Raw genomic sequence first — 22,538 nt, 5'->3', positions numbered from 1 at the left:
CGAGGGGGTTCGAGGGCGTTGCGCCAAGTATATCGACCCAGGTGATACAATCTGTCGATCCTGCGGGCGTCGGGCTGTCCGGGCCTCTAACGGATGTGCCATCATCGCCGGCAATCGGAAGGCTCGCAACTCCTGGTTCGCCATGGTCCGGTTCGCGCTGGTACAAGGATGGGGCCGCTAGGTCGCTCGACCCCGCCGTGAACAGGCGTAGGTGATAACGAGGAAGGGAAATGGCGCGGATGAAGGACGAGGCGGACGTGGATGCGACCGCCGAGGCGCGGGAAAACGTTCGCGTGCTTGTTGCCCGAGCGCGGGCGGCACAGGCCCTTTTCGAGGCGGGCGCCGATCAGTCGCGTTACGACCGGGCGGCGCTGGCGGCGGCCTGGACGCTGATGCAACCGGACCGCAATCGCGAACTCGCCGAGCAGGCGGTGCGCGAGACCGGGCTCGGCAACGTCGCTGACAAGATCACCAAGAACCACAGGAAGACGCTCGGTCTCCTGCGCGACATCCGGGACGTGCGCACCTGCGGCGTGATCGCCGAGCGGGGCGAGGACGGCATCACGGAAATCGCGCGCCCGCTCGGTGTGGTGGCGGCGGTGGTTCCCTCGACGAACCCGGTCGCAACGCCGGTCAACAACATCGTCAACGCGCTGAAATGCGGCAACGCTATCATCCTTTCGCCGTCGCCGGCAGGTGCGGGGGTCTGTGCGCGCCTTCTCGAGTTGATGGGAGAGGAATTCGCGCGTGCGGGCGTCGATCCCGACCTCGTGCAGATGCTCGGCCAGCCCTCCAGCAAGGCCGCGACGCAGGCGCTGATGGAGATGGCCGACGGGCTCGTCGTCACCGGCAGCCAGGACAACGTGCGCCGGGCGTATTCCTCCGGCACGCCGGCGATCGGGGTCGGCGCCGGCAACGTGGTGACGATCGTGGACGAGACGGCGGACGCCGGGGCGGCGGCGCGGCTCATCGCGGCCTCCAAGTGCTTCGACAACGCGACCTCCTGCTCGTCGGAAAACGCGCTCGTGGTGGTCGAGGAGGCCTGGCCCCGGCTCCATGCGGCGCTCGAGGCCGAGGGTGGCCGGCTGCTGACCGGTCCGGATCACGGGAAGCTCGTCGCCGGTCTCTTTCGAGCAGGCAAGCTCAACCGCGAGATGATCGCGCGTGATGCCGCGCGGGTGCTCGCGGTGGCCGGCATCGACCTCGGCGTGCGGGCCGCGGGCGCGCGCTTTCTCATGCTGGAGGCCAGTGGCGTCGGTGTGGACTATCCTCTCAGCGGGGAAAAACTCTCGCCCGTGCTCGCGGTCTACCGGGTTGCCAATTTCTCTGCGGGCGAGGCACTCGCCGGGCGCATCATGGCGCACCAGGGGGCGGGCCATTCCGTCGGCATCCACACGGGGCTCGACGAACGGGCGGTCGGGCTCGGGCTCGGGCTTCCAACCTGCCGTGTCATCGTCAACCAGGCGCACTGCTTTGCGACCGGCGGGTCATTCGACAACGCTATGCCGTTTTCCCTCTCCATGGGATGCGGAAGCTGGGGACGCAATTCCATCGACGACAACGTCCATTGGCGCCATTTCATGAACGTGACCAAGGTGGTGCGCAGGATCGCGCCGCGCGAGCCAGCGATCGAGGAGATCTTCGGCGGCTATTGGCGGGACGTCGGGCAATGAGGTGGGCGGGAGGTGGCACGTCGCAAGCGGAGGTTTTCGGCACGGGCGTTCTCGGCGCAGTCCCGGCGCCGACGGTGCGCGCGGTCATCGAGCACCTTGCCCTGACCGCGCCGGAGCGGCCATTCCTCCTCGATGCGGGTGAGGCAAGCGTGACGACCTTCGCGATGCTCAGGGGGCGGGTCGCCGGGTTGGCCCGCGCGGTCGCGGCCCGGGGTGTCGCAGCGGGCGAGAGCGTCGCCTACGCGATGGGCAACGGACCGCGCGCGGCCGAGGCGATCCTCGCGCTCATGTATGGAGGCTATCGCGCGACGGCCATCAATCTCGTTTCGGGTCCGGCCACGATCGCCCATGTCATGGAGCACTCCGGCTGCCGGCTGATCGTGGCGGACGACGACCAGCGCGGGCTGCTGGAGGCGGCGCTCGGCGAGCGAGTGAGGGGGATGGATATCGTGTCGGCGGAGCAACTGGCGCGATCCGTGGTGGCGCCTCGGGGCGCTGCGGCATCGGCGACCGGGGAGGGGCCGGGTCCGGCGCCCACGCCCGGTGACGATGCGCTCCTGATGTATACCTCCGGCACGACCGGGCTGCCGAAGGGGGTGCTGCTGAGCCATGCCAACGTGCTGGCAGGCGGCGCGAATGTCGTCGCGGCGCACCAGCTGACGCGTGACGACCGGGCGCTCTGCATCCTGCCGCTCTATCACATCAACGGGCTCTGCGTGACGATCATGGGGCCGCTCGTCTCGGGCGGTTCGGTGGTGCTGCCGAAGCGGTTCTCGGCGAGTGGCTTCTGGGGGCAGCTGACGACTGGGGAATGCACCTGGTTCAGTGCGGTGCCGACGCAACTTTCCTATCTCCTTCACGGCGAGGAGCCGGACGAGCGATCGCGGAGTGGGCTCGCGCGCGTGCGCTTTGCCCGCTCGGCATCGGCGCCGCTCGCACCCGAGGTCCAGAGCGCGTTCGAAGCGCGCTTTTCGATCCCTATCATCGAGACCATGGGGCTGACGGAGACGGCGGCACAGATCCTCTCCAATCCACTCCCTCCGGGCGTACGCAAGATCGGCTCGCCGGGGATCGCATACGGCAACGAGGTGACGATTGGGGATGGCGAACAGCGCGAGGTGGCGCGCGGCGCGGAAGGGGAAGTTCTGGTACGTGGCTGCAACGTGATGCGCGGCTACTACCGCAACCGGCAAGAGACCGAAAAGGCGTTGACGGCGGATGGCTGGCTGCGCACCGGCGATCTCGGGCGCATGGACGCGGATGGTTATGTCACGATCACCGGGCGGCTCAAGGAGCTCATCATCAAGGGTGGTGAGAACATCGCGCCGCGTGAGATCGACGAGGCGCTCTATGGTCATCCCGACGTGATCGAGGCGGCGGCGTTCGCGCGCCCCTGTCCGACCTATGGCCAGCGCGTCGAGGCCTGTGTCGCGGTGCGCGAGGCGAGCGTGGTGGACGAGGCGGGGCTGATCGCACTCTGTGCGGCCCGGGTCGGTGCGTTCAAGGCACCGGACCGCGTGCATTTTCTCGCCGAGTTGCCCAAGGGTCCGTCGGGCAAGATCCAGCGGCTGAAACTGGCCGGGATCGTCGACGAAAAATAGCCGGGCGGTGCGCCGGATTGCCGTCGAGCGTCGGGGTGCGAGGCGGTCCGCCTCAACCGATGCGGCGGCGCAACCAGTCTGTCAGTTGTTCCATCAGCAACACAACGGCGAAAATCGCGATCATGATCGTCGCGGCCTTTGGGTACTGGAAGAGTTCGAATGCGGCGGTCAGTTCCTGGCCGATCCCACCCGCGCCGACCAGCCCCAGAACGACCGAGGAGCGCACGGCCTTCTCGAGGGCAAAGAGCGCCGTGTTGATGAAGGAGGGGAGGGCGTCAGGCACGACGCTCGCAAACAGCACGTCGATGCGGCGTGCACCGATGGCCTCGAGTGCCTCCTGGGGACGCTTGTCGGCATCCTCCATCGCCTCGGCAAAGAAGCGTCCGCAAAAGCCGATGGTGTCGACGACGATGGTGAGAGTTCCGGCGACGGCCCCGAGCCCGACGGCGACCACGAAGACGAGTGCCCAGACGAGATCGGGTACGGTGCGAAAAAGGGAAATCAGCACGCGGGGGACGAAGCGGAAAGGACCGAGAGGGGAAAGGCCCTTGGCCGACAGCCAGGCGAGCGGAAAGCTCAGGGTGACGCCGATCACCGTTCCGGCGAGTGCGATCTGGAGCGTTTCGACGAGGCGCAGCGCCATGCGGGAGAGGAATGCGGGATCGAGGTCCGGCGGCCACATGCGATCGAGGAGACGGGTGACGCGCGGTGCGCTCGTCGAGAGCCGCTCGAGGGAGGGTGCGACCTCGGCGATGGAGGAGACAACGAGAGCTAGAACCGCAACGAGGAGGACGAACTGCATGGCCGAGAGCCGTTCGAACCGTGACGGCATGTTCGACGGCATGGCGGACGAGATGCGCTCAGTCACGGTAGATCGGCTCCAGATCGCGGTGAGAAAGGGTCCGCGTCGGGGCGTCGAGGACAACCGAGCCGGCCCTCAACGCGATGACACGGTCGGAGTAGGCGAGGGCATGGGCCATGTTGTGGGTCGTATAGACGATCGCCTGATCGCCGGTGTCCGTCAGCGCCCGGAAAAGCTCCATGACCTCGGTGCCGGCAGCCGGATCGAGGCTTGCGACGGGTTCGTCGGCGATGAGGAGGCGCGGCTTGTGGACGATGGCCCTGGCGATCGCGACGCGCTGGGATTGGCCGCCCGAAAGCTCACCCGCCCGGGTCAATGCACGATCCGCGAGTCCGACCCGGTCGAGCGCCGAGAGGGCCTCGGCCCTCAGCGTCGATGTCGCGAGCGCCTGGTGCCAGGAGCGCGGGCCGCCGCCACGTCCGAGCGCGCCGTGTACGACATTGGAGAGCGCGCTCAGGCGGGAGACGAGGCCGTGGAACTGGAAGACGAAGCCGAGCTGACTTCTGAGACGGCGGCGCTGACCGGCGTTCGGCTGGTGGGAAAACGCTCCCCGAGGATTTCCACCTCGCCCGCACTCAAAGGGAGGAGCCCGACGAGGCAGCGCAGGAGTGTCGATTTTCCTGCCCCATTGGCACCGATGAGGGCGACGGCGCGGTCGCCGGCGATGTCAACGGAGACATTCTCCAGCACCGTGCGGCCACCGGGGAACGACTTGGAGAGTCCGCGTGTCGTGATGATCGAAGAGCCGGGTGCTGTCCCCAAATGGCCGACGCTGCCGATCGCGTCTCCGGTTTCGGGGCAGACGCGCCAGCGCCCGAGGCCGCTGGCGTCGATCCCGTTCAAGGCGAATGGGGAGCCCTCGCGGACTCCCTTCTCCGGTATCCCGGTCATCGCACTGGCGATCTCAGTCGCCGACGAAGGCGGTGAACGTGTCGACGCCGATGTTCTTGTACATGGCGCGGACTTAGTCGTAGTCGCGATCCGCGAGATCGGTGATGAACGTGCCGCCGGTGTACTTCTTGTTATCGTCCCCCTGGAGCACCGCGGCCATCAGCGCGGGGCCCTGCTCGACGAAGGCCTTGCGCACCTTCTCGACGATTTCCTCCGGCACTTCGGCGCGTGCAACGAGGAGATCGTTCGGCAGATCGCGACCGCGGGCGATGACCGAAAAGGCCTCGTCGGGATAGGCCTCGCGGACCTTCTCGAGATGCGTCCTGTTCATGCCGACGCCCGCGATGTCTCCCCGAATGAGAGCCTCGACGGCGACGTTGCGCTTGATGATCTGGGCGGTGTAGTCGACGTTGTACGCGAGGCCGAGGTCGGCGAGCGACTGGGCTGGCCCGAGCTGCTGGGAGGTCGAGCCGATGGAACCGAATGCGACCGTCTTGCCGCGCAAGTCCTCGGGTGAGCGGATCGGGCCTTTCGCCATGACGACGATCTGACCGTAGTAGTCGGGGCGCTGCCAGCCTACCACGATGCGCGACTTGGTGAGTTCACGGATCACGACGTATTCGGCCGGGCCGGTGAGAACGAAATCCGCCTGGCCGGCGGTCATCCCCTCGACGGCTGCGGTGCGGCTGGAGACCGGAAAAAATTCCACCTCGAGGCCAGTGGCGCTCGCGAGCGCGTCACGGAAGGGTCCGAATTCCGTCTGCAGGGCCTCGAGGCCCTCGATGTCCGTGACGGCCAGGGTAATTTTGTCCATGGCCTGCGCCACCGACTGTCCGGTGACAACCGCGATCGCGGTCATGGCGGCGAGCGCCATCCTCCTGAGGAACCTCATGGACCCCCTCCCCCTTCATTCTCGCATGGACCAACGCGGCGTGTCCTGCTAACGACGCCGCGACCTGCAAGTAGGCTCCGAACGTTTCAGGGATGTGACAGATGGTCGAAGAGGAATTCGTGCTGGCGGGTGGTCGGGTCCTCGATGCAGGGGGGGCGTTCGGGGAGGGCGATCTGGCGATCGGTGACGGTCGCATCCTGGAACACGCCGGCTCACGGGCAAAGCGTATCGACGCGCGCGGCATGCTCGTCCTACCGGGCATCGTCGATGTGCATGGCGATGCCTTCGAGCGCGACCTGATGCCGAGGCCGGGCGTCGATGTCGCCGGGCCGGTCGCCCTGCAGGCGATCGATGGCGCGCTGGCGGCGAACGGCATCACCACGGCCTTCCATGGTCTGACCGTCAGCTGGGAGCCGGGGCTTCGAGGCATGGGGAGTGCCGCCGCGTTCATGGAGGCGCTGGCGGCGACGCGGCCGAGGCTGGCGGTCGACCACAGGGTGCAATTGCGCTGGGAGACGTTCGCTATGGATGCGGTGCCGCTCGTCGAGCGCTGGTTCGCGACGGAGCCGCGCCCCGCACTCGCGTTCAATGATCATGTCACCCCGATCGTTCCCAAGCTGACGGTGGGACAACTCCCCAAGCTGCGGCTCTGGGCCGAGCGCGCGGGCGTCTCCAGTGAGGACTATATCGCGCGCGTTGCCGCGATCTGGGAGCGCCGGGGGGAGGTGGAGGCGGGCATCCGGCGCATGGCCGCGTTGGCACGTGATCGGGGTATCGTTCTCCTTTCCCACGACGAGCGCACGCGCGAGGAGCGCGCGTTCTACCGCGACTTCGGAGTTGCGGCCGTCGAGTTTCCGATGGCCGAGGTCGTCGCACGCGAAGCTTCGGGCCGTGGGGAGGATATCATCCTCGGGGCGCCGAACGTCATGCGTGGCGGAAGCCACAATGGCGCTCTCGATGCCACCGCGGCGGTTCTCGACGGCTCCTGTACGGTGCTCGCCTCGGATTATTATTATCCGAGCCTGCTGCAGGCCGCGGCACGGCTGGCGGGGCGCCAAGGTACGGATTTGGCCTCGGTGTGGCCGCTCATCTCGACGAATGCGGCGCGTGCGATGCGGCTCGGCGATCGTGGCCGGCTGGCGCCCGGCGCCAGGGCCGATGTGGTCGTTCTGGATTGGAATGGAGGGGAGAACCCGGCCGTCCGGATGACGGTCGCGGGCGGGCGGATCGCGTACTGGCGGCCCTGGAAGTAACGGATGGCGTCAGCTGGTGCGCTTGGTGTCGGCTGCCGGCGAACGCCCGAGCAGAAACGAGAAAGGGAGCCGAAGCTCCCTTTCCGAGGTTGCGGTCCGGCCGATTTCAGGCCGAGTAGTACATGTCGTACTCGATCGGGTGCGGCGACATCTCGTAGCGCTCGCACTCCTCCATCTTCAGCTCGATGTAGCCATCGATCTGGTCGTCGGTGAAGACGTTGCCGGCCTTGAGATACTCGCGGTCCGCATCGACGCTCTCGCAGGCTTCGCGCAGCGTGCGGCAGACGGTCGGGATCTCCTGCAGTTCCTCCGGCGGCAGATCGTAGAGGTTCTTGTCCATCGCGTCGCCCGGATGGATCTTGTTCACAATGCCGTCGAGGCCCGCCATCAGCATGGCGGAAAATGCAAGGTATGGGTTCGCCGTCGGGTCGGGGAAGCGCACTTCGACGCGCTTGCCCTTCGGAGAGGCGACGAACGGGATGCGGCACGAGGCCGAGCGGTTCCTGGAGGAATATGCCAGCAGCACCGGCGCCTCGTAGCCCGGAACCAGACGCTTGAAGGAGTTGGTCGAGGGGTTGGTGAAGGCGTTGAGCGACTTGGCGTGCTTCAGGATGCCGCCGATGTAGTAGAGCGCCGTCTCCGAGAGATCGGCGTACTGCGAGCCGGCGAACATTGGCTGACCGTTCTTGAAGATCGACTGGTGGACGTGCATGCCGCTGCCGTTGTCGCCGAACACGGGCTTGGGCATGAAAGTCGCCGTCTTGCCCCAGGCGTGCGCCACGTTGTGGACCACGTACTTGTAGATCTGCATGTGGTCGGCCATCGTGACCATGTGGCCGAACTTGACGCCGAGCTCATGCTGGGCGGAGGCGACCTCGTGGTGGTGCTTCTCGACGACGACGCCCATCTCGGACATCACCGTCAGCATCTCGGAGCGCATGTCCTGGCAGCTGTCGACCGGCGGGACCGGGAAATATCCACCCTTGATGCGCGGGCGGTGGGCAAGGTTGCCCATCTCGTATTCGGTGTCGGAGTTGGAGGGCAACTCGCTCGAGTCGACACGGAAGGAGGAATTGTAGGTGTCGACGCGGAAGCGCACGTCGTCGAAGATGAAGAACTCGGCCTCGGGACCGAAATATGCGGTGTCGCCGATGCCGGTCGAGCGCAGGTAGGCCGCGGCGCGCTCTGCCGTGCTGCGCGGGTCGCGCTCATAGGCCTCGCCCGTCGTCGGCTCCACCACGTTGCAGAAGATCGCCATGGTGGTGTCGGCAAAGAAGGGGTCGATGTGAGCGGTGTCCGGCTGGGGAATGAGCGCCATGTCCGACTGCGAGATGTCCTTCCAGCCAGCGATGGACGAGCCATCGAACATGATGCCGTCCGTGAACACGCTCTCGTCGATGGTCGAGATGTCCTGCGTCACGTGGTGCATCTTGCCACGCGGATCGGTGAAACGCATGTCGACGAAGGCGACGTTGTCGTCCTTCAGCTTCTTGAGAAGTTCGTTGGCATCCATGGAAGACCCCTCTCTTTGACTGTCAAACCTGGTTCCGATATTTCATTCCTCGCGGACCGCCCGGGAAGAGCTCATTGGGCCCGGACAGGCCGGTAGGTTCACATGCTTGCGGCCGCGTCGGCTCGCGGGCGGAACCTGCCGCCATCGAGCCGCGAGCCATGGCCGCTCGTCATTCGTCGTTGCTCAGATCGCGTCGTTGCCCGTCTCGCCCGTCCTGATGCGGATTGCGTCCTCGACGTTCAGGATGAAGATCTTGCCATCGCCGATACGGCCGGTCTGGGCGGCGCCCTTGATCGCCTCGATGGCCTTCTCCACCATCTCGTCGGCGAGGACAACCTCGACTTTCACCTTGGGAAGGAAATCCACCACGTACTCAGCGCCCCGGTAGAGCTCGGTATGGCCCTTCTGGCGGCCGAAACCCTTGGCCTCGGTCACGGTGATGCCCTGCAGGCCGATCTCCTGGAGCGCCTCCTTCACCTCGTCGAGCTTGAAAGGCTTAATGATCGCCTCGATCTTCTTCATCACCATCCCTTTCTGGCCGGCTTGCGGCTATCGTTGCCGGACCATTAAGCATGATGCGTGCCAATTCGAGTCACGCGTGTGCGATATCGGGATCTGTTGGCAGATTCGTCGCGGCGGGCCGTGGGCCGGGCCTCGGAATATGTGGAATTGCTCGAATCTTGGGCGTCGTGCCTAATTCGTGAGCAGAAAATGGGCGGTTCGACCCGTGTCGCGACCGGTCGAGGGCGCAGCGGAGGCACATGATGGCAATCGAACGCCTGGACCACCTCGTGCTCACGGTGGCCTCCATCGAAGCGACGGTGGCGTTCTACGAGCACGCCATCGGCATGCGCGCGGAAGTCTTCGGCGCGGGGCGCCGCGCACTCACCTTCGGGGCCGGCCGGACACGCCAGAAGATCAACCTGCATGCCGCGGACCGCACGTTCGAGCCCAAGGCCGATCGGCCGACCCCGGGCTCGGGCGATCTCTGCTTCGTGGTTGACGACCTCGCGGCGGCCATGGCCCGTCTCGAGGCCGCTGGCGTGGCGATCATCGAAGGGCCGGTCGCACGCACCGGTGCGGCGGGGCCGATCCGCTCGGTTTATTGTCGCGATCCGGACGGCAATCTGATCGAGCTTTCACAGTATCCGGATGCGGGCGATGGAGCGCTCGTCGAGCGCCGCCCCGGCGAGACGGCCAACGAACTGCTGACCCCGGGCGAAATGGCGGCGGCGGACCGCGCGACGATCGCGGGCGGCACGTCGGGTTACGATCTCATGCTGAAGGCGGGCGCGGCGGTCGCGGCGCTCGCGCGCCTCCATGTCATGCCCGGCGGGCGGATCGTGGTGCTCGCCGGGCCCGGCAACAACGGCGGCGACGGCTTCGTAGCGGCCGCGAGGCTCGCGGAGGCGGGCTACCAGGTGTCGGTGCATCTGCTCGGCGAGCGATCGGCGCTCGTCGGGGATGCGGCGCGGGCAGCGAGTGACTGGAGCGGGCGGGTCGTTCCGATCGCGGCCGGGGATGCCGATCGCATGAGACCGCCGGAAGCCGACCTCTACATCGATGCCCTCTTCGGCGCCGGTCTCACGCGTGATCTTGCGCCGGGGCTCGTCGGGCTCGCCGATGCCATTGCCGCGACCGGGGTGCCGGTCATCGCGGTCGATGTGCCGAGTGGGCTCGACGGTGAGACAGGCCGCGTGCGTGGCGGCGCTTTCCGCGCGACGGCGACAGCGACGTTCTTTCGCCTGAAGCCGGGCCATCTGCTGATGCCGGGACGTGCCCTCTGCGGGCGGGTGCACTGCTTCGACATCTCCATTGCGGGCGACGTTCTGGCGGCGATCGGCCCACGGGTTTGGCGCAATGGGCCGGAGCTCTGGCGGCACGTTCTGCCCCCACCGCGCTCGGAGGCGCACAAATATGCGCGCGGCCATGCGGTCGTCGTCTCGGGTGGCGCGCTCTCGACGGGGGCGGCGCGTCTTGCTGCCGCCGGCGCCGCCCGGCTCGCCGGTCTCGTGACCGTCGCGAGCCCCCCGGATGCGGCCTTCGTCAACGCCGCGCACCTCACGGGCATCATGGTGCGCAAGGTGGCCGGCTGGGCCGGGCTGGCAGACATGCTCGCCGACCGCCGCCTCAATGCGGTGCTGGTCGGCCCTGGCGCCGGGGTCGGGGCCGAGACCCGCGGGATGGTGGCCGCCGCGCTCGCTGCAGGGCCCGCCGCCGTCCTCGATGCCGATGCCCTCACCAGTCACGCGGCGAACCTCGAAGCTCTCACACGCGCCATCCGCTCGACGGGCACCGGACCCGTGGTTCTGACGCCGCATGCCGGCGAGTTCTCCCGGCTCTGGCCCGAGATCGCGGCCGAGGCCGACATGGGCCGCCTGGAGCAGGCCCGCGCGGCGGCCCGCCAGTGCGGTGCGGTGGTCGTACTGAAAGGACCCGATACCGTCGTTGCGGCGCCGGACGGGCGCGCGTCGATCGCCGACAATGCTCCGCCGTGGCTCGCGACGGCGGGAAGCGGGGACGTGCTCGCCGGCCTCGTGCTCGGGTTGCTCGCGAACGGGTTGCCGGCGTTCGAGGCGGCCTCGGCGGCGGTCTGGCTGCACGGGGAGGCGGGAGCGCGGCTCGGTCCGGGGCTCATCGCCGATGAACTCGCCGGGGCACTGCCGGCGGTCCTCGCGGGTCTCTGGGAGTGATCGGGCTGAGCCCGCCCGAGCCCTTCGCCGTCAGGTGTCGCCACGCTGACCGGAGGCGGGTCTGATCTCGTCCTGGCGCGCGCGGGCGTGGTCTCGCAGCGCGTTGGCGCCCGCCGCGATGGTCTCGAGAGCCTCGTTGCGGGGTGGATGGTCGACGTCGACCCCGACGATGCGGATCAGTTCCTCGATTGCCACCATCCGTCGGGCGGCGCGATCGTAGATGCCGGTGGTCGCGATGGCGAGGCAGGCGAGTTCGCCCGCGCGAGGGCCGCGGTCGATGACGATGGCGTGCTCCATCTGCATGCTGGTCGCGTCCCAGCCGACGATGCGCGTCTCGAGGCGGATGCGGGTCCCGAGACGCAGTTCGCGGCGGTAGCGCACGGTGATGTTGGTGACCGTCGGCGTCCAGCGCGCGGCCCGCATCGCCTTCCAGATGCCGGAGCGCACCATGAGGTCGAGCCGGCCGAAGTCCATGAGGGCCAGATAGCGACCGTTGTTGACATGACCGAAGATGTCGAGGTCGAGCGGCCAGACGAGGAACCTCAGAACCGAGGCATCGAGCGGGTGGGCGAGCGGTGGACGACGCCAGTTGGTGAGCGCATAGAAGATGAGGCGGACCCAGAGGTTCATGTTCGGAACGGGCCTCGCCCGCCTCCCCTTGGATTGGCGAGCACGCAATGACACGCGGCCGGGGCGTGGTCCAGACGGGACTTTGTCGTGAGCTTCGTCCGGGCTATCAGTGAGCCGCAAATGGAGGGGCGTCATGACGACATACAGGATCGCGACGATCGCCGGGGACGGCATCGGCAACGAGGTGGTGCCGGAGGGCATCCGGGTTATGGAGGCGGTCGCCGCGCGGCACGGGTTTTCGCTTGCATGGGATGAATTCGATTGGAGCTGCGAGCGGTTCCACCGGACGGGCGCGATGATGCCGGCGGACGGTCTCGAGCAGATCCGCGGCCACGACGCCATCTTCCTCGGCGCCGTCGGCTATCCGGGCGTGCCGGACCACGTCTCGCTCTGGGGGCTCCTCATTCCGATACGCCGCACCTTCCAGCAGTACATCAATCTGCGGCCGGTGCGCCTATTCGAGGGGCTCGCCTCGCCTCTCGCCGGACGCAAACCGGGCGACATCGACTACGTGATCGTGCGCGAGAACAACGAGGGGGAATATTCCTCGATCGGTGGACGGATGTACGAGGGAACGGAATACGAGGCGGCGATCCAGCAGGCGGTGTTCACGCGGCGCGGCTGCGACAGGGTGATGCGCTATGCCTTCGAGCTGGCCATGAAGCGGCCACGACGGGAGGTGGTCTCGGCGACCAAGTCGAACGGCATCTCGATCTCGATGCCCTACTGGGACGAGCGCTTCGCGGCGATGGCAAAGCGCTATCCCGACATCAAGACGAGCCAGTTCCACATCGACATCCTCACCGCGCATCTGGTGCGCAATCCCCATTGGTTCGACGTCATCGTCGGATCGAACCTCTTCGGCGACATCCTCTCCGATCTCGGGCCGGCGACGACGGGGACGATCGCGATCGCGCCAGGCGGCAACATCAATCCGGAGCGTGAATTTCCCTCCATGTTCGAGCCGGTGCACGGCTCGGCGCCGGACATCGCTGGCAAGGGGATCGCAAATCCGATCGGTCAGATCTGGTCGGGCGCGATGATGCTGGAGCATCTCGGACAGCAGGCGGCGGCGACCGCGATCGTCGGGGCCATCGAGACGGTCATCCGCGAGCGCATCGCGCTGACGCCGGACATGGGGGGCAAGGCGACGACGGGCGAACTCGGCCGGGCGATCGCCGAGGCGGCGAGCGCGGCTTAGGCGTGAGCCGCGCGGCGCTTCAGCGGGCAGCCGCGAGGGCGCGCGCGGCGAGCCGCTCCTTCAGCCGGGCGATGCGACGGGCCGAGGCCTCGATGCGGGCAGCGCTCAGTCGTCCGCTGGCGAGTGCCCGCATGATGAGGGCATGGAGCCGCTCGCCGAGCCTGGGGTCGTTGGTCGAGCCGTTCGAAGCGAGCACGATGTCGGCCCCGGCTTCGATGGCGGCGAGCACGCTCTCGTCCAGCGTGCGCGAACGGCGGATCGCCGCCATCTCGAGGTCATCGGTGATCACCACGCCGGAAAAGCCGAGGTCCTGGCGCAGCCGGCCCTCGATCGCGCGCGCCGAGAGCGATGCCGGCTGGCGGCCCTCGGTCGCGAACTCCGGATGATAGAGATGGCCGATCATCACGCTGTCGACGAGGCCGGCGGCGATGAGCGCGCGGTAGGGCTCGAGTTCCTCCTCGTGCCAGCTGTCCGTGAGGTCGACGAGTTGCTCGTGGCTGTCCGTCCAACTCGAGCCGTGTCCAGGGAAATGCTTGAGTGAGGTCGCAACGCCCGCGGAGCGGTGGGCGCGCACGAAGGCGGCGGCATAGGCGGTGACGCGATCGGGGGCGGCGCCGTAGCTGCGCCTGCGAGCCGCGATGATGGGGTTGCGCCGGTTGCGGGCGAGGTCGACCACGGGGCCGAGGTTGAAGTTGATGCCGTGGCTGGCGAGGCCGCGTGCAAGGCGTGCATAGACCGTCTCGGCGTCCTCGGGCTTGGTGCGCGCGGCGACGGCGGCGGCCGAGGGATAGCGGCGATAGCCCGCAGCCGGTGCCAGTCGCTGCACCTCACCGCCCTCCTGATCGACCGCGATCAGCAACGTTCCATCACCGGCGGCCGCATGCAAACGCGCCGTCAGGGCGGCGAGTTCGTCGCTCGGGGCGATGTTGTGGCCCATCAGGATGACGCCGCCCACCTTGCCGTCGGCAATGGCCGAGGCAAGGCGGCGCACGCCCGGCGCGTTCTCAGTACGGCCACGAAAGCCGACCATGATCATACTGGCGACGGCCTTCGAGAGCGATGTGTCGGGCGTGGCGAGAGGTGTCGGTGTCGGGACGGCAGGTGTCGTGACCGGTGCCGGCGTGATGCGTGCGACCGTTCTGGCGGGCGGCGCGGCTGGTTTGCGTACGGGCGGGGCGACCGGTCCCATTCGGTTTTCGTAAACGGGCGCGTTGGTCGCGGGGTCGGAGAGGGCGGCGGCGGTCCGAGGTGGCAAGAACTCGGACTTTTCGGCGCGAACGGGCAGAGGCGCGGAAAGGACGATGGCCGCCAGGGTCAGCACGACCGGCAATCCGATGCGCACGTGACGTCTCGGCGGCTTCGGCATCGGGCTCCGGTCCAGTAGCGCGCCGCATGCCGTGGGTGGCGTCAGCGCTTTGCGATCGGGCGAGGAAACGTGCAGAATGTGGCGAACGCGTGTGATCGATTGACCCAAGTGCCTGATTCGCGCAACCTTTCGTGGCTCGAGGCCCGGTTCGAATCAGGGTGCCGTCCGATGGCGGCGCGATTTTCGGCGACGCGTACGGGCCAAGGAGGTTGGCGATGACGAAGGCAAGCGCACTCCTCGGTGTGGCCGTATCGGCCTTTCTCGTCCTCGGGGCCGAGGGTGCGATCGCCGCGAGCAAGGACGCAACGGCCAACGCGCGTGAGGCCAGCCTCTTGATGGCGCGCAAGGATTTCGGCGCCGCCATCAAGGTGCTCGACCTCGCGCTCGGTGACAGTGAACTCGAGAGCGAGCGGCGCGCGCTGCTGCTCAGCGACCGAGGTGTCGCGCATTGGCGGCTCGGTCAGGCGGCGGCGGCGATCAAGGATTTCAACGAGGCGATCACGCTCTTTCCGGAAAACGCGGCGTTCTACAACAACCGTGGCAACGTGCTCTATGCCATCGGGATGATGGACGAGGCGCTGAAGGATTTCGACCGGGCGCTGCTGCTCGCCCCTCGCAGCGCCGCGACATTCTCGAACCGGGCCGCCGTGCGGCTCGCGCTCGGCCAGACGGACGAGGGCATCGCCGACTTCAGCCGGGCGATCGCGGCCTCTCCAGAACTTCCAGTCGCCCACAACGGGCGCGGGCAGGCGCATCTCGATGCCGGTCGCCCCTATGCGGCGTTGCGGGATCTGTCACGCACCATCGATCTCGATCCCCAGTACGCAACGGGCTATCGCAACAGGGCGAAGGTGCGCATCAGCCTTGGCCAGTTCGACGAGGCGGTCGGCGATCTGACGCGGGCGGTCGAGCTGATGCCGGACGATCCGGCGATCTACATCACGCGGGCGCGGGCCTATCTCGATGCCGGCAACGCGCGTGCGGCGGTCAAGGACCTCGGCAAGGCCATCGCGCTGGCGCCCGACCTTTCGGAAGCCTACAGCGCCCGCGGCATGGCCTATGCCAGCGCCAAGGTGCACGAGCAGGCGCTCGCCGACTTTGCCGCCGCGCTCGAGCGCGATCCGCGTAACGTCGAGGCCTACGTCGGGCGGGCGCAGGCACACCATGACAAGGGCGTCGATGCGCTCTCGCTTCCCGACATCGAACGGGCGCTGCGGATCGATCCGAACCATGTGGCGGCCCTGAGGTTGCGTGGGCGCATCCTGGAGGCTGCCGGCCAGGCGGAGGGTGCCATAGCGGACTATCGCCAGGTCGCGCGCAACGATCCGAACGACAAGGTCGCGAGCGAGGCGCTGCTGCGGCTGACTGGCGAGGTGGTGGATGCCGGCGAGGCGCAATTGCAGAGCGGGCTCGCGGACTGGTCGCTCGTGCGCGAGCGCTCTGGACGGATCATTGCGACATACGCGCGCCAAAAGAACGTCACCGTGCCACTCGAGACATATGGCGGCAGCGTGCCGAAGCTCGTTGCCTGGGAGATCAAGGACGGGCTCTTCGAGGGCGTTGGCGTGCTCACATTCGAGGCCGGCGAGGCACCCGGTATCGACGGCGCGGCGCAGTTGACCATGGGCGCCATCGTCGATCTCTATCAGCGCAATGTTCCGGGTATCGAGCCCATCCGGCACGGCAGCAACGAGGCGCGCTGGGTCTGGCGTGAGGATGGCGTGGTCGCCGTGGCGGGCAGCGACGGTGTCGAGCGGACCTACAAGCTGCGCACACCGCGGGCCGCCGCACCGCCGCGCACCGCCAGGGTCGACGAGCGGCGAACCCGCCGGCCGGTCAATCATTGGGAATCGTTCTTCGGCAACGACGACCGCAGGTATACCCGGCGACAGGCGACGACGCGCCAGGGCCAGCGCCAGCGGCGACAGAAGCCCAAGAGCCTCTTCGAGTTGCTCTTCCAGTAGGGCTGTTTCTGGCGACCGACGAAACGCGATCCACCGCCTCGAGGGAGCGAGCGGGCCGCGTCGGCGATCCGCCGGGGCGAGCGGCACGTTCAGCCATCCAGAGCGGATCGTCGCGGTGGCGATCGCCGAGGCATGGGTGGGGGCGGAATGGCGGACAACGTAGCGATCCATTGGTTCCGCCGCGACTTGCGTCTCACCGACAACACGGCGCTGCTGGCCGCCGCAGATGGCGGGCGTGCTGTCGTTGCGGTCTACGTGCTCGAGCATGGTGCCGAAGGGGCGCGAACCGGTGGGCCGCGCGCCTTGGGTGGTGCGGCGCGCTGGTGGCTGCATCGAAGTCTCGGGTTGCTTGCCGGCGAACTGGAGGCGCTCGGGAGCAGACTGGTTCTGCGCCGTGGCAACGCCGCTGACCAGCTTGCCGAGGTCGCCAAGGCAACCGGTGCGCGGTGCGTGACTTTGACGCGCGGCCATTCTGCGGGGGAACGCGAGAGCGAGCGTGCCGTGCAGGCACGCCTCGCGGCGGAAGGCATCGAGGTGCGACGCTTCGGCGGCGCTCTCCTCAGGGAGCCCGAGACCGTCGCAACGCGCCAAGGTGATCCCTACAAGGTTTTCACGCCCTTCTATCGGGCGCACCTTGCCGGCGAGCCGCTGCGCCAGCCGCGTGCGGCGCCGAGCCGCCTTGCCGGACCGGAACGCTGGCCGGCCAGCCTCTGCCTCGACGAGCTGGATCTCGAGCCGCGCAGGCCCGACTGGGCGGGCGGTCTTCGCGCGGCCTGGTCGCCCGGGGCAAGGGCCGCCCGCCGGCAGCTCGATGAATTCCTGCGAGCGGCGGTCGCCAGCTATCCGGAGGGCCGCGACCGTCCGGACATCGCCGGCACTTCTCGCCTCTCGCCGCATCTCCACTGGGGGGAACTGAGTCCGTTCGAGGTCTGGCATGCCGCCATGGCGGTCCAGGCATCCGCGAAGGGCCGTGACGCCGGCGTCGAGGCGTTCCTGCGAGAATTGATCTGGCGCGAATTCAGCCATCACCTCCTCTTTCACTGGCCGGACCTGGCGACATCGCCATTCCGCCCCGAATTCGAGCGCTTTGCCTGGCGCGAGGATGCAGAGCTCCTGGCGGCCTGGCAGCGGGGGGGAACCGGCTATCCGCTGGTCGATGCCGGCATGCGCGAACTCTGGCGGACGGGGTGGATGCACAACCGTGTGCGCATGGTGGTGGCCTCGTTCCTCGTCAAGCATCTCCTGGTGCCGTGGCAGAAGGGAGAGGAATGGTTCTGGGACACCCTGGTCGATGCCGACGAGGCGAACAATGCGGCGAGCTGGCAGTGGGTGGCGGGCTCAGGGGCCGATGCCGCGCCCTATTTCCGGATTTTCAATCCGGTCTCACAGGGGCGCAAGTTCGATGCGGCGGGCAACTACGTGCGCCGCTACGTGCCGGAGGTCGGGAGGCTGCCCGACGAGCACCTCCACGCCCCCTGGCTCGCACCGCGCGAGGTTCTGGAGCACGCGGGACTGCGGCTCGGGTTCGATTATCCCTTGCCGGTCGTCGATCACGCGATGGCCAGGGAGCGGGCGCTCTCGGCCTATGCGGAGCTGAAGGCGGCCAGCCGGAGCGCCTGATCCGATGCCCGAACGACCTATGATCGGGACTGTCGGACGTGATCGTTTCGTGGCAATGGAGGCGAATAAGCGTGCGAAGGCGACGCGTCGCAAGGGTGTTCAGGACGGCCCCTGTGGTGCGAGGTGGAAAGGTTCCGGTCATGGCGATCACGACGAACGGACTGCCGGTCGGTGAGCCCATCGAAGGCTGGACGCCGCGTCCTCGCCCACCGCGCACGGCGATCGAAGGACGGTATTGCCGCATCGAGCCGCTCGATCCCGTTCGACATACGGGGGAGCTGCATCGCGCGAACATGGCGGATCGGGAGGGTGTCATCTGGACCTATCTGCCCTATGGCCCGTTCGCCAGCGAACGGGACTACGGGGCTTGGGTGGAAAAGGTGGCGGGCGCTGACGATCCGCTCTTTCATGCCATCATCGATCTGACCACAGGCCTGCCGGGCGGCGTTGCGAGCCTCATGCGCATCACACCCGAGGCCGGGACGATCGAGGTCGGCCACATCTGCTATTCGCCGTCACTCCAGGGGACGCGGGCGGCGAGCGAGGCGATGTTCCTCCTCATGCGGCGGGCTTTTCAGGAACTCGGCTATCGGCGCTACGAATGGAAGTGCGATGCGCTCAATCGTCCCTCACGGGTGGCGGCCGAACGGCTCGGCTTCTCGTTCGAGGGAATTTTCCGGCAGTCGACGGTGGTCAAGGGCCGCAACCGGGACACGGCCTGGTATGCGATGATCGACAAGGAATGGCCGCGCATCGAAGAGGCGTTCGAGAGTTATCTCGATCCCGCCAATTTCGATGCGGCCGGTCGCCAGCGTCGCGCGCTTTCGGCCCTCACTTGGGCGGCGCTCAAGGGCTGAGAGCGGGGCGCTCGCGCACCCCGGCCGGAGCCCTCATGCCGCGCCCAATTCGCGCAGGCGGTTACGGGCATTCGTCAGTTCGGCCGTGGTATCGGCGAGGCGCTGGGCCAGCTCACGCATGACGCCGCGCGCGGTCGAGGGCGATTCCTCGAGCAGCTTGAGAAAATGCTCCTTGGAGATTTTCAGCACCGTGAGCGGTTCGCGGGCCGTGATCGTCGCTGTGCGCCCGACATCGCAGAGCAGGCCTATCTCACCGACGAGGGCATTGCGCTGGATCATGGCGACGGTGACCGGACCGGCTGGTGTTTCGACGATGACGTCGGCCGAGCCATCGACCACGACGTAGGCGTGATCGGCTTCCTCACCCTGGCGAAAGAGCGACTGGCCGACCGAGTACTGCAGCCGTTCGGAGGAGAAGGCGAGCAGCTTCAGCTTGCCGGTGTCGATCTGCGCGAAGAGGGGGATGCGGCGCAGCATCGAAACGTCGTCCAGGATGCTCATCGCGGTGCTCCTTCGGTGTGCTTGTCGTTATGCCACAATGCTGCGGCCCCTCCCTGTCATGCCAGCATCTTGGCATAACGGCTCTCCTTGCGCGACTTGAGCTCCTGCGGCGTGCCCTGCTCGAGTACGCGACCTTCCCCGAACAGCAGAACCCGGTCGAAAGCCTCCGTCAGGCTCGGGTTGGACAGCACCCAGAAGGTCGAAAAGCCGCTCGCGGGCTCATCCGGGCCGGTGGCCCCGTCGGGCGCTGGTGGTCCGCTCGCGCGCCCGAGCGCGACAACGCGATCCGCGATCTGGCGCTGGCCGGCGACGCTGAAGGAGGCAAAGGCACGGTTGACGATCAGCAGATCGGGCCGCTTCAGGAGTGCGCGGGCAAGGGCGAGCTTCTGGCGCTGCTGCTGGGTGAGACGTTTGCCGCCGCTGCCGACTTCGAACGACAGCCCGGCATCGAACACGACGTCGCGCATCCCCAGCTCGTCCAGGATCTCGGCGATCGCTTGACGCACGCGCCGCGGCCCTTCCGCAATGCCGTAGCGAACGCGGCCGAAGAGGATGTTGTCCTCGAGCGAGGCGCCGATGTTGTAGGCTTCGGGATCGTAGAAAGCGACGTTGCGCCCGGGAAGGGCGGCGAGCCGATCGCGGATGTCGCCGCGCGCCTCGATGATTTCGCGCTCGAGCTGGGCGTCGAGGAGGCCAAGGCGATGGCGCGGCTCGATGTAGGCGAGCGCGAGATGGCGCAGGCGCGCGCGCCGGGATTGCGATACGTCGCGGTACTCGAGTGGCTGCACCCGCTGGAGAAGTGAAGCGTAAGCCGGGATATCGTCGGCCGTCATGAAGGTGAGCTGCTCGAAGAACGGCGTCCCGGGCGGGAGGTCGGCGAACAGTTCGACGACGGTCTCGGCGATGTTGCGGCCGACGAGGTAGAGCCGTTCGTCGAGGCCGTGTGCCTCGAGGATCGCGAGCAGGGTCTGATTGGCGGACAACTCGGCGGGTGCGAAGGAATTGGAGAGCGCTGTGCCGAACAGCAGGTTCTCGCCGATTGTCGCTTCCTTGGAGTAACTTGCGGGATCGAAGGGCTCGACGAGGTCGGCCATATCGGACGAGGCGAGGCGGCGTGCGAGGGCTGCCCGCGCCGCGAGGACGCGGGGCGAAGCGTGTTCGGCGGCTTTGGCCGTCAGTTGGCCGCGCAGCCCGAGGTCGAAGACGTCCTGCCCGAGATCGGCGGTGGCGAGAACCTCGAGGAGGCGATCGCGGATGGCCTCGGGTCCCGCGATGCCGGCGGCTTCGTAGTCGATCCAATCGGCTTCGACGTCGAGGTCGATATTGCCGGCGCGGCGACTCTCGGCGGCGGCTGCGGCATGAGTAGCGGCCTCGCTTTCGCTTCGCACGTGCGGGACGATCGGGACATGGCGCAGTCCGTAGAGGAGGGCGCTTTCGAGCGAGGTGTTGGGCAGATAGGTTTCCGGCCCGAGATAGGCGATGCGGCGCCCGGTCAGGGCTTCCGGCAAATCGTCCAGCCGCTTGTCGGCGATGCGGATGCGACCCGAGGTGAGCGGGACCAGGCGCGCGAGGGCTTCGGCGGTGGTCTCGGCCCCCGCGTTGACGTCGCCGAGAGCCGCGACCTGTTCACCCGGTGCGAACGTGAAGGTCACACCTTCGAGCAATTTGGCGCCTGTGTCGTCGCTGATCGCGACCGCGTTCGCTTCGACGGGGCCCTTCAGGCGCAGCGGCGGCGTGGCGATCGGGGCCTGGAGTTCCGGCGCCATGGTGTTCTGGACGTCGAACTGGTCGATCACCTGGATGTACTTGACCTGCACGTCGATGCGCTGCTGGTCCCAGTCGATCAATTCCTTGATGGGGCTCGGAAGGTCCTTGTAGGCGGCGATCACGGCGACGAGCTGGCCGATGTCGAGTTGGCCGCGCAGGGCGAAATAGCCGCCGACGAGGTAGAAGAGGAAGGGGGTGATCTGGGCGAGGAAGTTGTTCAGGAACTTGATGAAGAACTTGCGCTGGTAGAGCTCGAAGCGGATCGCGAATATGCGGCCGAGCAGGCTGGAGATCTGCGCCCGCTCGTAGTTGGAGGTGTCGTTGGTGCGCACCTCCGTGATGCCGTCCACGACCTCGCCGACGCGGCCGGCGAGCATGCGGGCGGTGAGCTGACGCTGCTTGCCGAGTTCGATCAGGCGGCGCCGCAGGCGCGGGATGAGGAACGCCTGAACGAGGACGATGAAGGCCGCCATCATGCCCAACCAGAAGCTCTGGACGATGATGAACAGCATGGCGGTGATCGCCTGACCGCCGAGGAAGATCGGCTGGACGAAGGCATCGCCGATGAAGCCGCCGAGCGGCTCGACCTCGTCCTTGATCATGGTGGCGACTTCCGGCGGCTTCACACGCCGGAAATGGGGAAGCGGAAAGCGGAGCAGGCGGTCGAGCAGTTCGAAGCGCAGACGGCGCAGCATCCGCTCTCCGAGGCGACCCTTGAAGGTGTTGATGTAGAACTTGAAAAGTCCATTGACGCAGACGAGGGACAGGAACATCAGGCTGAGCGCGACGAGCATCTCGAGGCGTGTCAGCTGGAAGCCCCCGAACAATTCGAAGCCGCCGAGCCAGTCCGGCAGCTCGATGCGCAGCCAAGTCTGGGTGGTGTCGTACGAGTCGAAGCCGGCGCCCTGGATCGGTCCGTTGACGATCCGCTTTGGCAGATCGAGCGAGAGGAAATAGACGGGCATGGCCAGCAGCACGACCGCCAGGATCCAGAGTTGCTCGCGCCGCGTGTTCGTCCAGACGTAGCGAAATAGATTGCGTTCCATGGCAAGCCGTCCCCCAACCGCATCCGCCGCAATGCTGCGGCGGATCGCACGGCCAACCGTCAGAGCCCGATCCAACGCCCCTGCCTCAGGGCGACGGTCGGTTGCGGTTCTGACGCCGGGGAAACTCTATCGCCTCGGAAGGAAGCTGTTAAGTCGCGGTGTGGGGCGATGCGTGTCCGGGGTTGGCCAGCACACGGCGTCGAGCGGT

Annotated in this window: 16 protein-coding genes and 1 pseudogene; 8 read left to right on the top strand and 9 right to left on the bottom strand. The window is 67.4% G+C overall.

The window, feature by feature from the left end:
* Positions 1–239: 239 nt before the first annotated feature.
* Both GC150_06450 and GC150_06445 read left to right on the top strand, forming a co-directional pair.
* On the top strand, positions 240–1,673 hold the full coding sequence (locus GC150_06450; GenBank protein MBI1384531.1) for an aldehyde dehydrogenase family protein: 1,434 nt from the start codon (positions 240–242) through the stop codon (positions 1,671–1,673).
* Positions 1,670–3,274: an AMP-binding protein gene (locus tag GC150_06445; GenBank protein MBI1384530.1), complete on the top strand. Its 1,605-nt coding sequence runs from the start codon at positions 1,670–1,672 to the stop codon at positions 3,272–3,274. The genes GC150_06450 and GC150_06445 overlap by 4 nt, the downstream gene beginning before the upstream one ends.
* A gap of 52 nt (positions 3,275–3,326) precedes the next feature.
* Here the strand turns inward: GC150_06445 and phnE are convergent, their stop codons facing one another.
* From phnE to GC150_06430, 3 genes and pseudogenes are all read right to left on the bottom strand, one after another.
* Positions 3,327–4,118, bottom strand: a complete 792-nt coding sequence (phnE, locus tag GC150_06440; GenBank protein ID MBI1384529.1) for a phosphonate ABC transporter, permease protein PhnE — start codon at positions 4,116–4,118, stop codon at positions 3,327–3,329.
* Between the two features lie 16 nt (positions 4,119–4,134).
* A pseudogene (locus tag GC150_06435) lies at positions 4,135–5,027 on the bottom strand (ATP-binding cassette domain-containing protein).
* Positions 5,028–5,100: 73 nt separating this feature from the next.
* Positions 5,101–5,901 carry a PhnD/SsuA/transferrin family substrate-binding protein gene (locus tag GC150_06430; GenBank protein ID MBI1384528.1) on the bottom strand — a complete coding sequence of 267 codons (801 nt, stop codon included), beginning with the start codon at positions 5,899–5,901 and terminating at the stop codon, positions 5,101–5,103.
* Positions 5,902–6,020: 119 nt separating this feature from the next.
* Here GC150_06430 and GC150_06425 point away from each other — a divergent pair, with 119 nt between their 5' ends.
* Entirely contained in the window at positions 6,021–7,172 is a 1,152-nt protein-coding gene (locus GC150_06425; protein MBI1384527.1) for an alpha-D-ribose 1-methylphosphonate 5-triphosphate diphosphatase, read from the top strand.
* A 106-nt stretch (positions 7,173–7,278) separates the two neighbouring features.
* Here GC150_06425 and glnA read toward each other — a convergent pair whose 3' ends face one another.
* On the bottom strand, positions 7,279–8,685 hold the full coding sequence (gene glnA, locus GC150_06420) for a type I glutamate--ammonia ligase (protein ID MBI1384526.1): 1,407 nt from the start codon (positions 8,683–8,685) through the stop codon (positions 7,279–7,281).
* Positions 8,686–8,868: 183 nt separating this feature from the next.
* A complete protein-coding gene (locus tag GC150_06415) occupies positions 8,869–9,207 on the bottom strand; it encodes a P-II family nitrogen regulator (GenBank protein ID MBI1384525.1) in 339 nt (112 codons plus the stop codon).
* A 239-nt stretch (positions 9,208–9,446) separates the two neighbouring features.
* Between GC150_06415 and GC150_06410 the strand changes: the two genes are divergently transcribed.
* Positions 9,447–11,378 carry an NAD(P)H-hydrate dehydratase gene (locus tag GC150_06410; GenBank protein ID MBI1384524.1) on the top strand — a complete coding sequence of 644 codons (1,932 nt, stop codon included), beginning with the start codon at positions 9,447–9,449 and terminating at the stop codon, positions 11,376–11,378.
* 30 nt (positions 11,379–11,408) lie between these two features.
* On the opposite strand, the gene GC150_06405 is transcribed toward GC150_06410, so the two are convergent.
* Positions 11,409–12,209: a hypothetical protein gene (locus GC150_06405; protein MBI1384523.1), complete on the bottom strand. Its 801-nt coding sequence runs from the start codon at positions 12,207–12,209 to the stop codon at positions 11,409–11,411.
* Between GC150_06405 and GC150_06400 the strand changes: the two genes are divergently transcribed.
* On the top strand, positions 12,142–13,209 hold the full coding sequence (locus GC150_06400) for a tartrate dehydrogenase (protein MBI1384522.1): 1,068 nt from the start codon (positions 12,142–12,144) through the stop codon (positions 13,207–13,209). The two genes, GC150_06405 and GC150_06400, sit on opposite strands and share 68 nt — an antisense overlap.
* A 19-nt stretch (positions 13,210–13,228) precedes the next feature.
* On the opposite strand, the gene GC150_06395 is transcribed toward GC150_06400, so the two are convergent.
* Positions 13,229–14,575, bottom strand: coding sequence for a glycoside hydrolase family 3 protein (locus GC150_06395; protein ID MBI1384521.1), 1,347 nt, complete (start codon positions 14,573–14,575; stop codon positions 13,229–13,231).
* Between the two features lie 215 nt (positions 14,576–14,790).
* Between GC150_06395 and GC150_06390 the strand changes: the two genes are divergently transcribed.
* From GC150_06390 to GC150_06380, 3 genes are all read left to right on the top strand, one after another.
* The gene (locus GC150_06390; GenBank protein MBI1384520.1) at positions 14,791–16,539 is read left to right on the top strand and encodes a tetratricopeptide repeat protein; all 1,749 of its coding nucleotides are present in this window, start codon (positions 14,791–14,793) and stop codon (positions 16,537–16,539) included.
* Positions 16,540–16,686: 147 nt separating this feature from the next.
* On the top strand, positions 16,687–18,159 hold the full coding sequence (locus GC150_06385) for a deoxyribodipyrimidine photo-lyase (protein ID MBI1384519.1): 1,473 nt from the start codon (positions 16,687–16,689) through the stop codon (positions 18,157–18,159).
* Positions 18,160–18,299: 140 nt separating this feature from the next.
* Entirely contained in the window at positions 18,300–19,016 is a 717-nt protein-coding gene (locus GC150_06380; protein MBI1384518.1) for a GNAT family N-acetyltransferase, read from the top strand.
* 33 nt (positions 19,017–19,049) lie between these two features.
* On the opposite strand, the gene GC150_06375 is transcribed toward GC150_06380, so the two are convergent.
* Both GC150_06375 and GC150_06370 read right to left on the bottom strand, forming a co-directional pair.
* Complete coding sequence (locus GC150_06375; GenBank protein ID MBI1384517.1) at positions 19,050–19,517, bottom strand: cyclic nucleotide-binding domain-containing protein; 468 nt, start codon at positions 19,515–19,517, stop codon at positions 19,050–19,052.
* Between the two features lie 56 nt (positions 19,518–19,573).
* Positions 19,574–22,330 carry an ABC transporter ATP-binding protein gene (locus GC150_06370; GenBank protein MBI1384516.1) on the bottom strand — a complete coding sequence of 919 codons (2,757 nt, stop codon included), beginning with the start codon at positions 22,328–22,330 and terminating at the stop codon, positions 19,574–19,576.
* Positions 22,331–22,538 lie beyond the last annotated feature (208 nt).

This window comes from Hyphomicrobiales bacterium (assembly GCA_016125495.1).
GTDB lineage: Bacteria > Pseudomonadota > Alphaproteobacteria > Rhizobiales > RI-29 > RI-29.
Note: the sequence above shows the minus strand (reverse complement) of the source record. Positions and strands in the feature narration are given on the sequence as shown.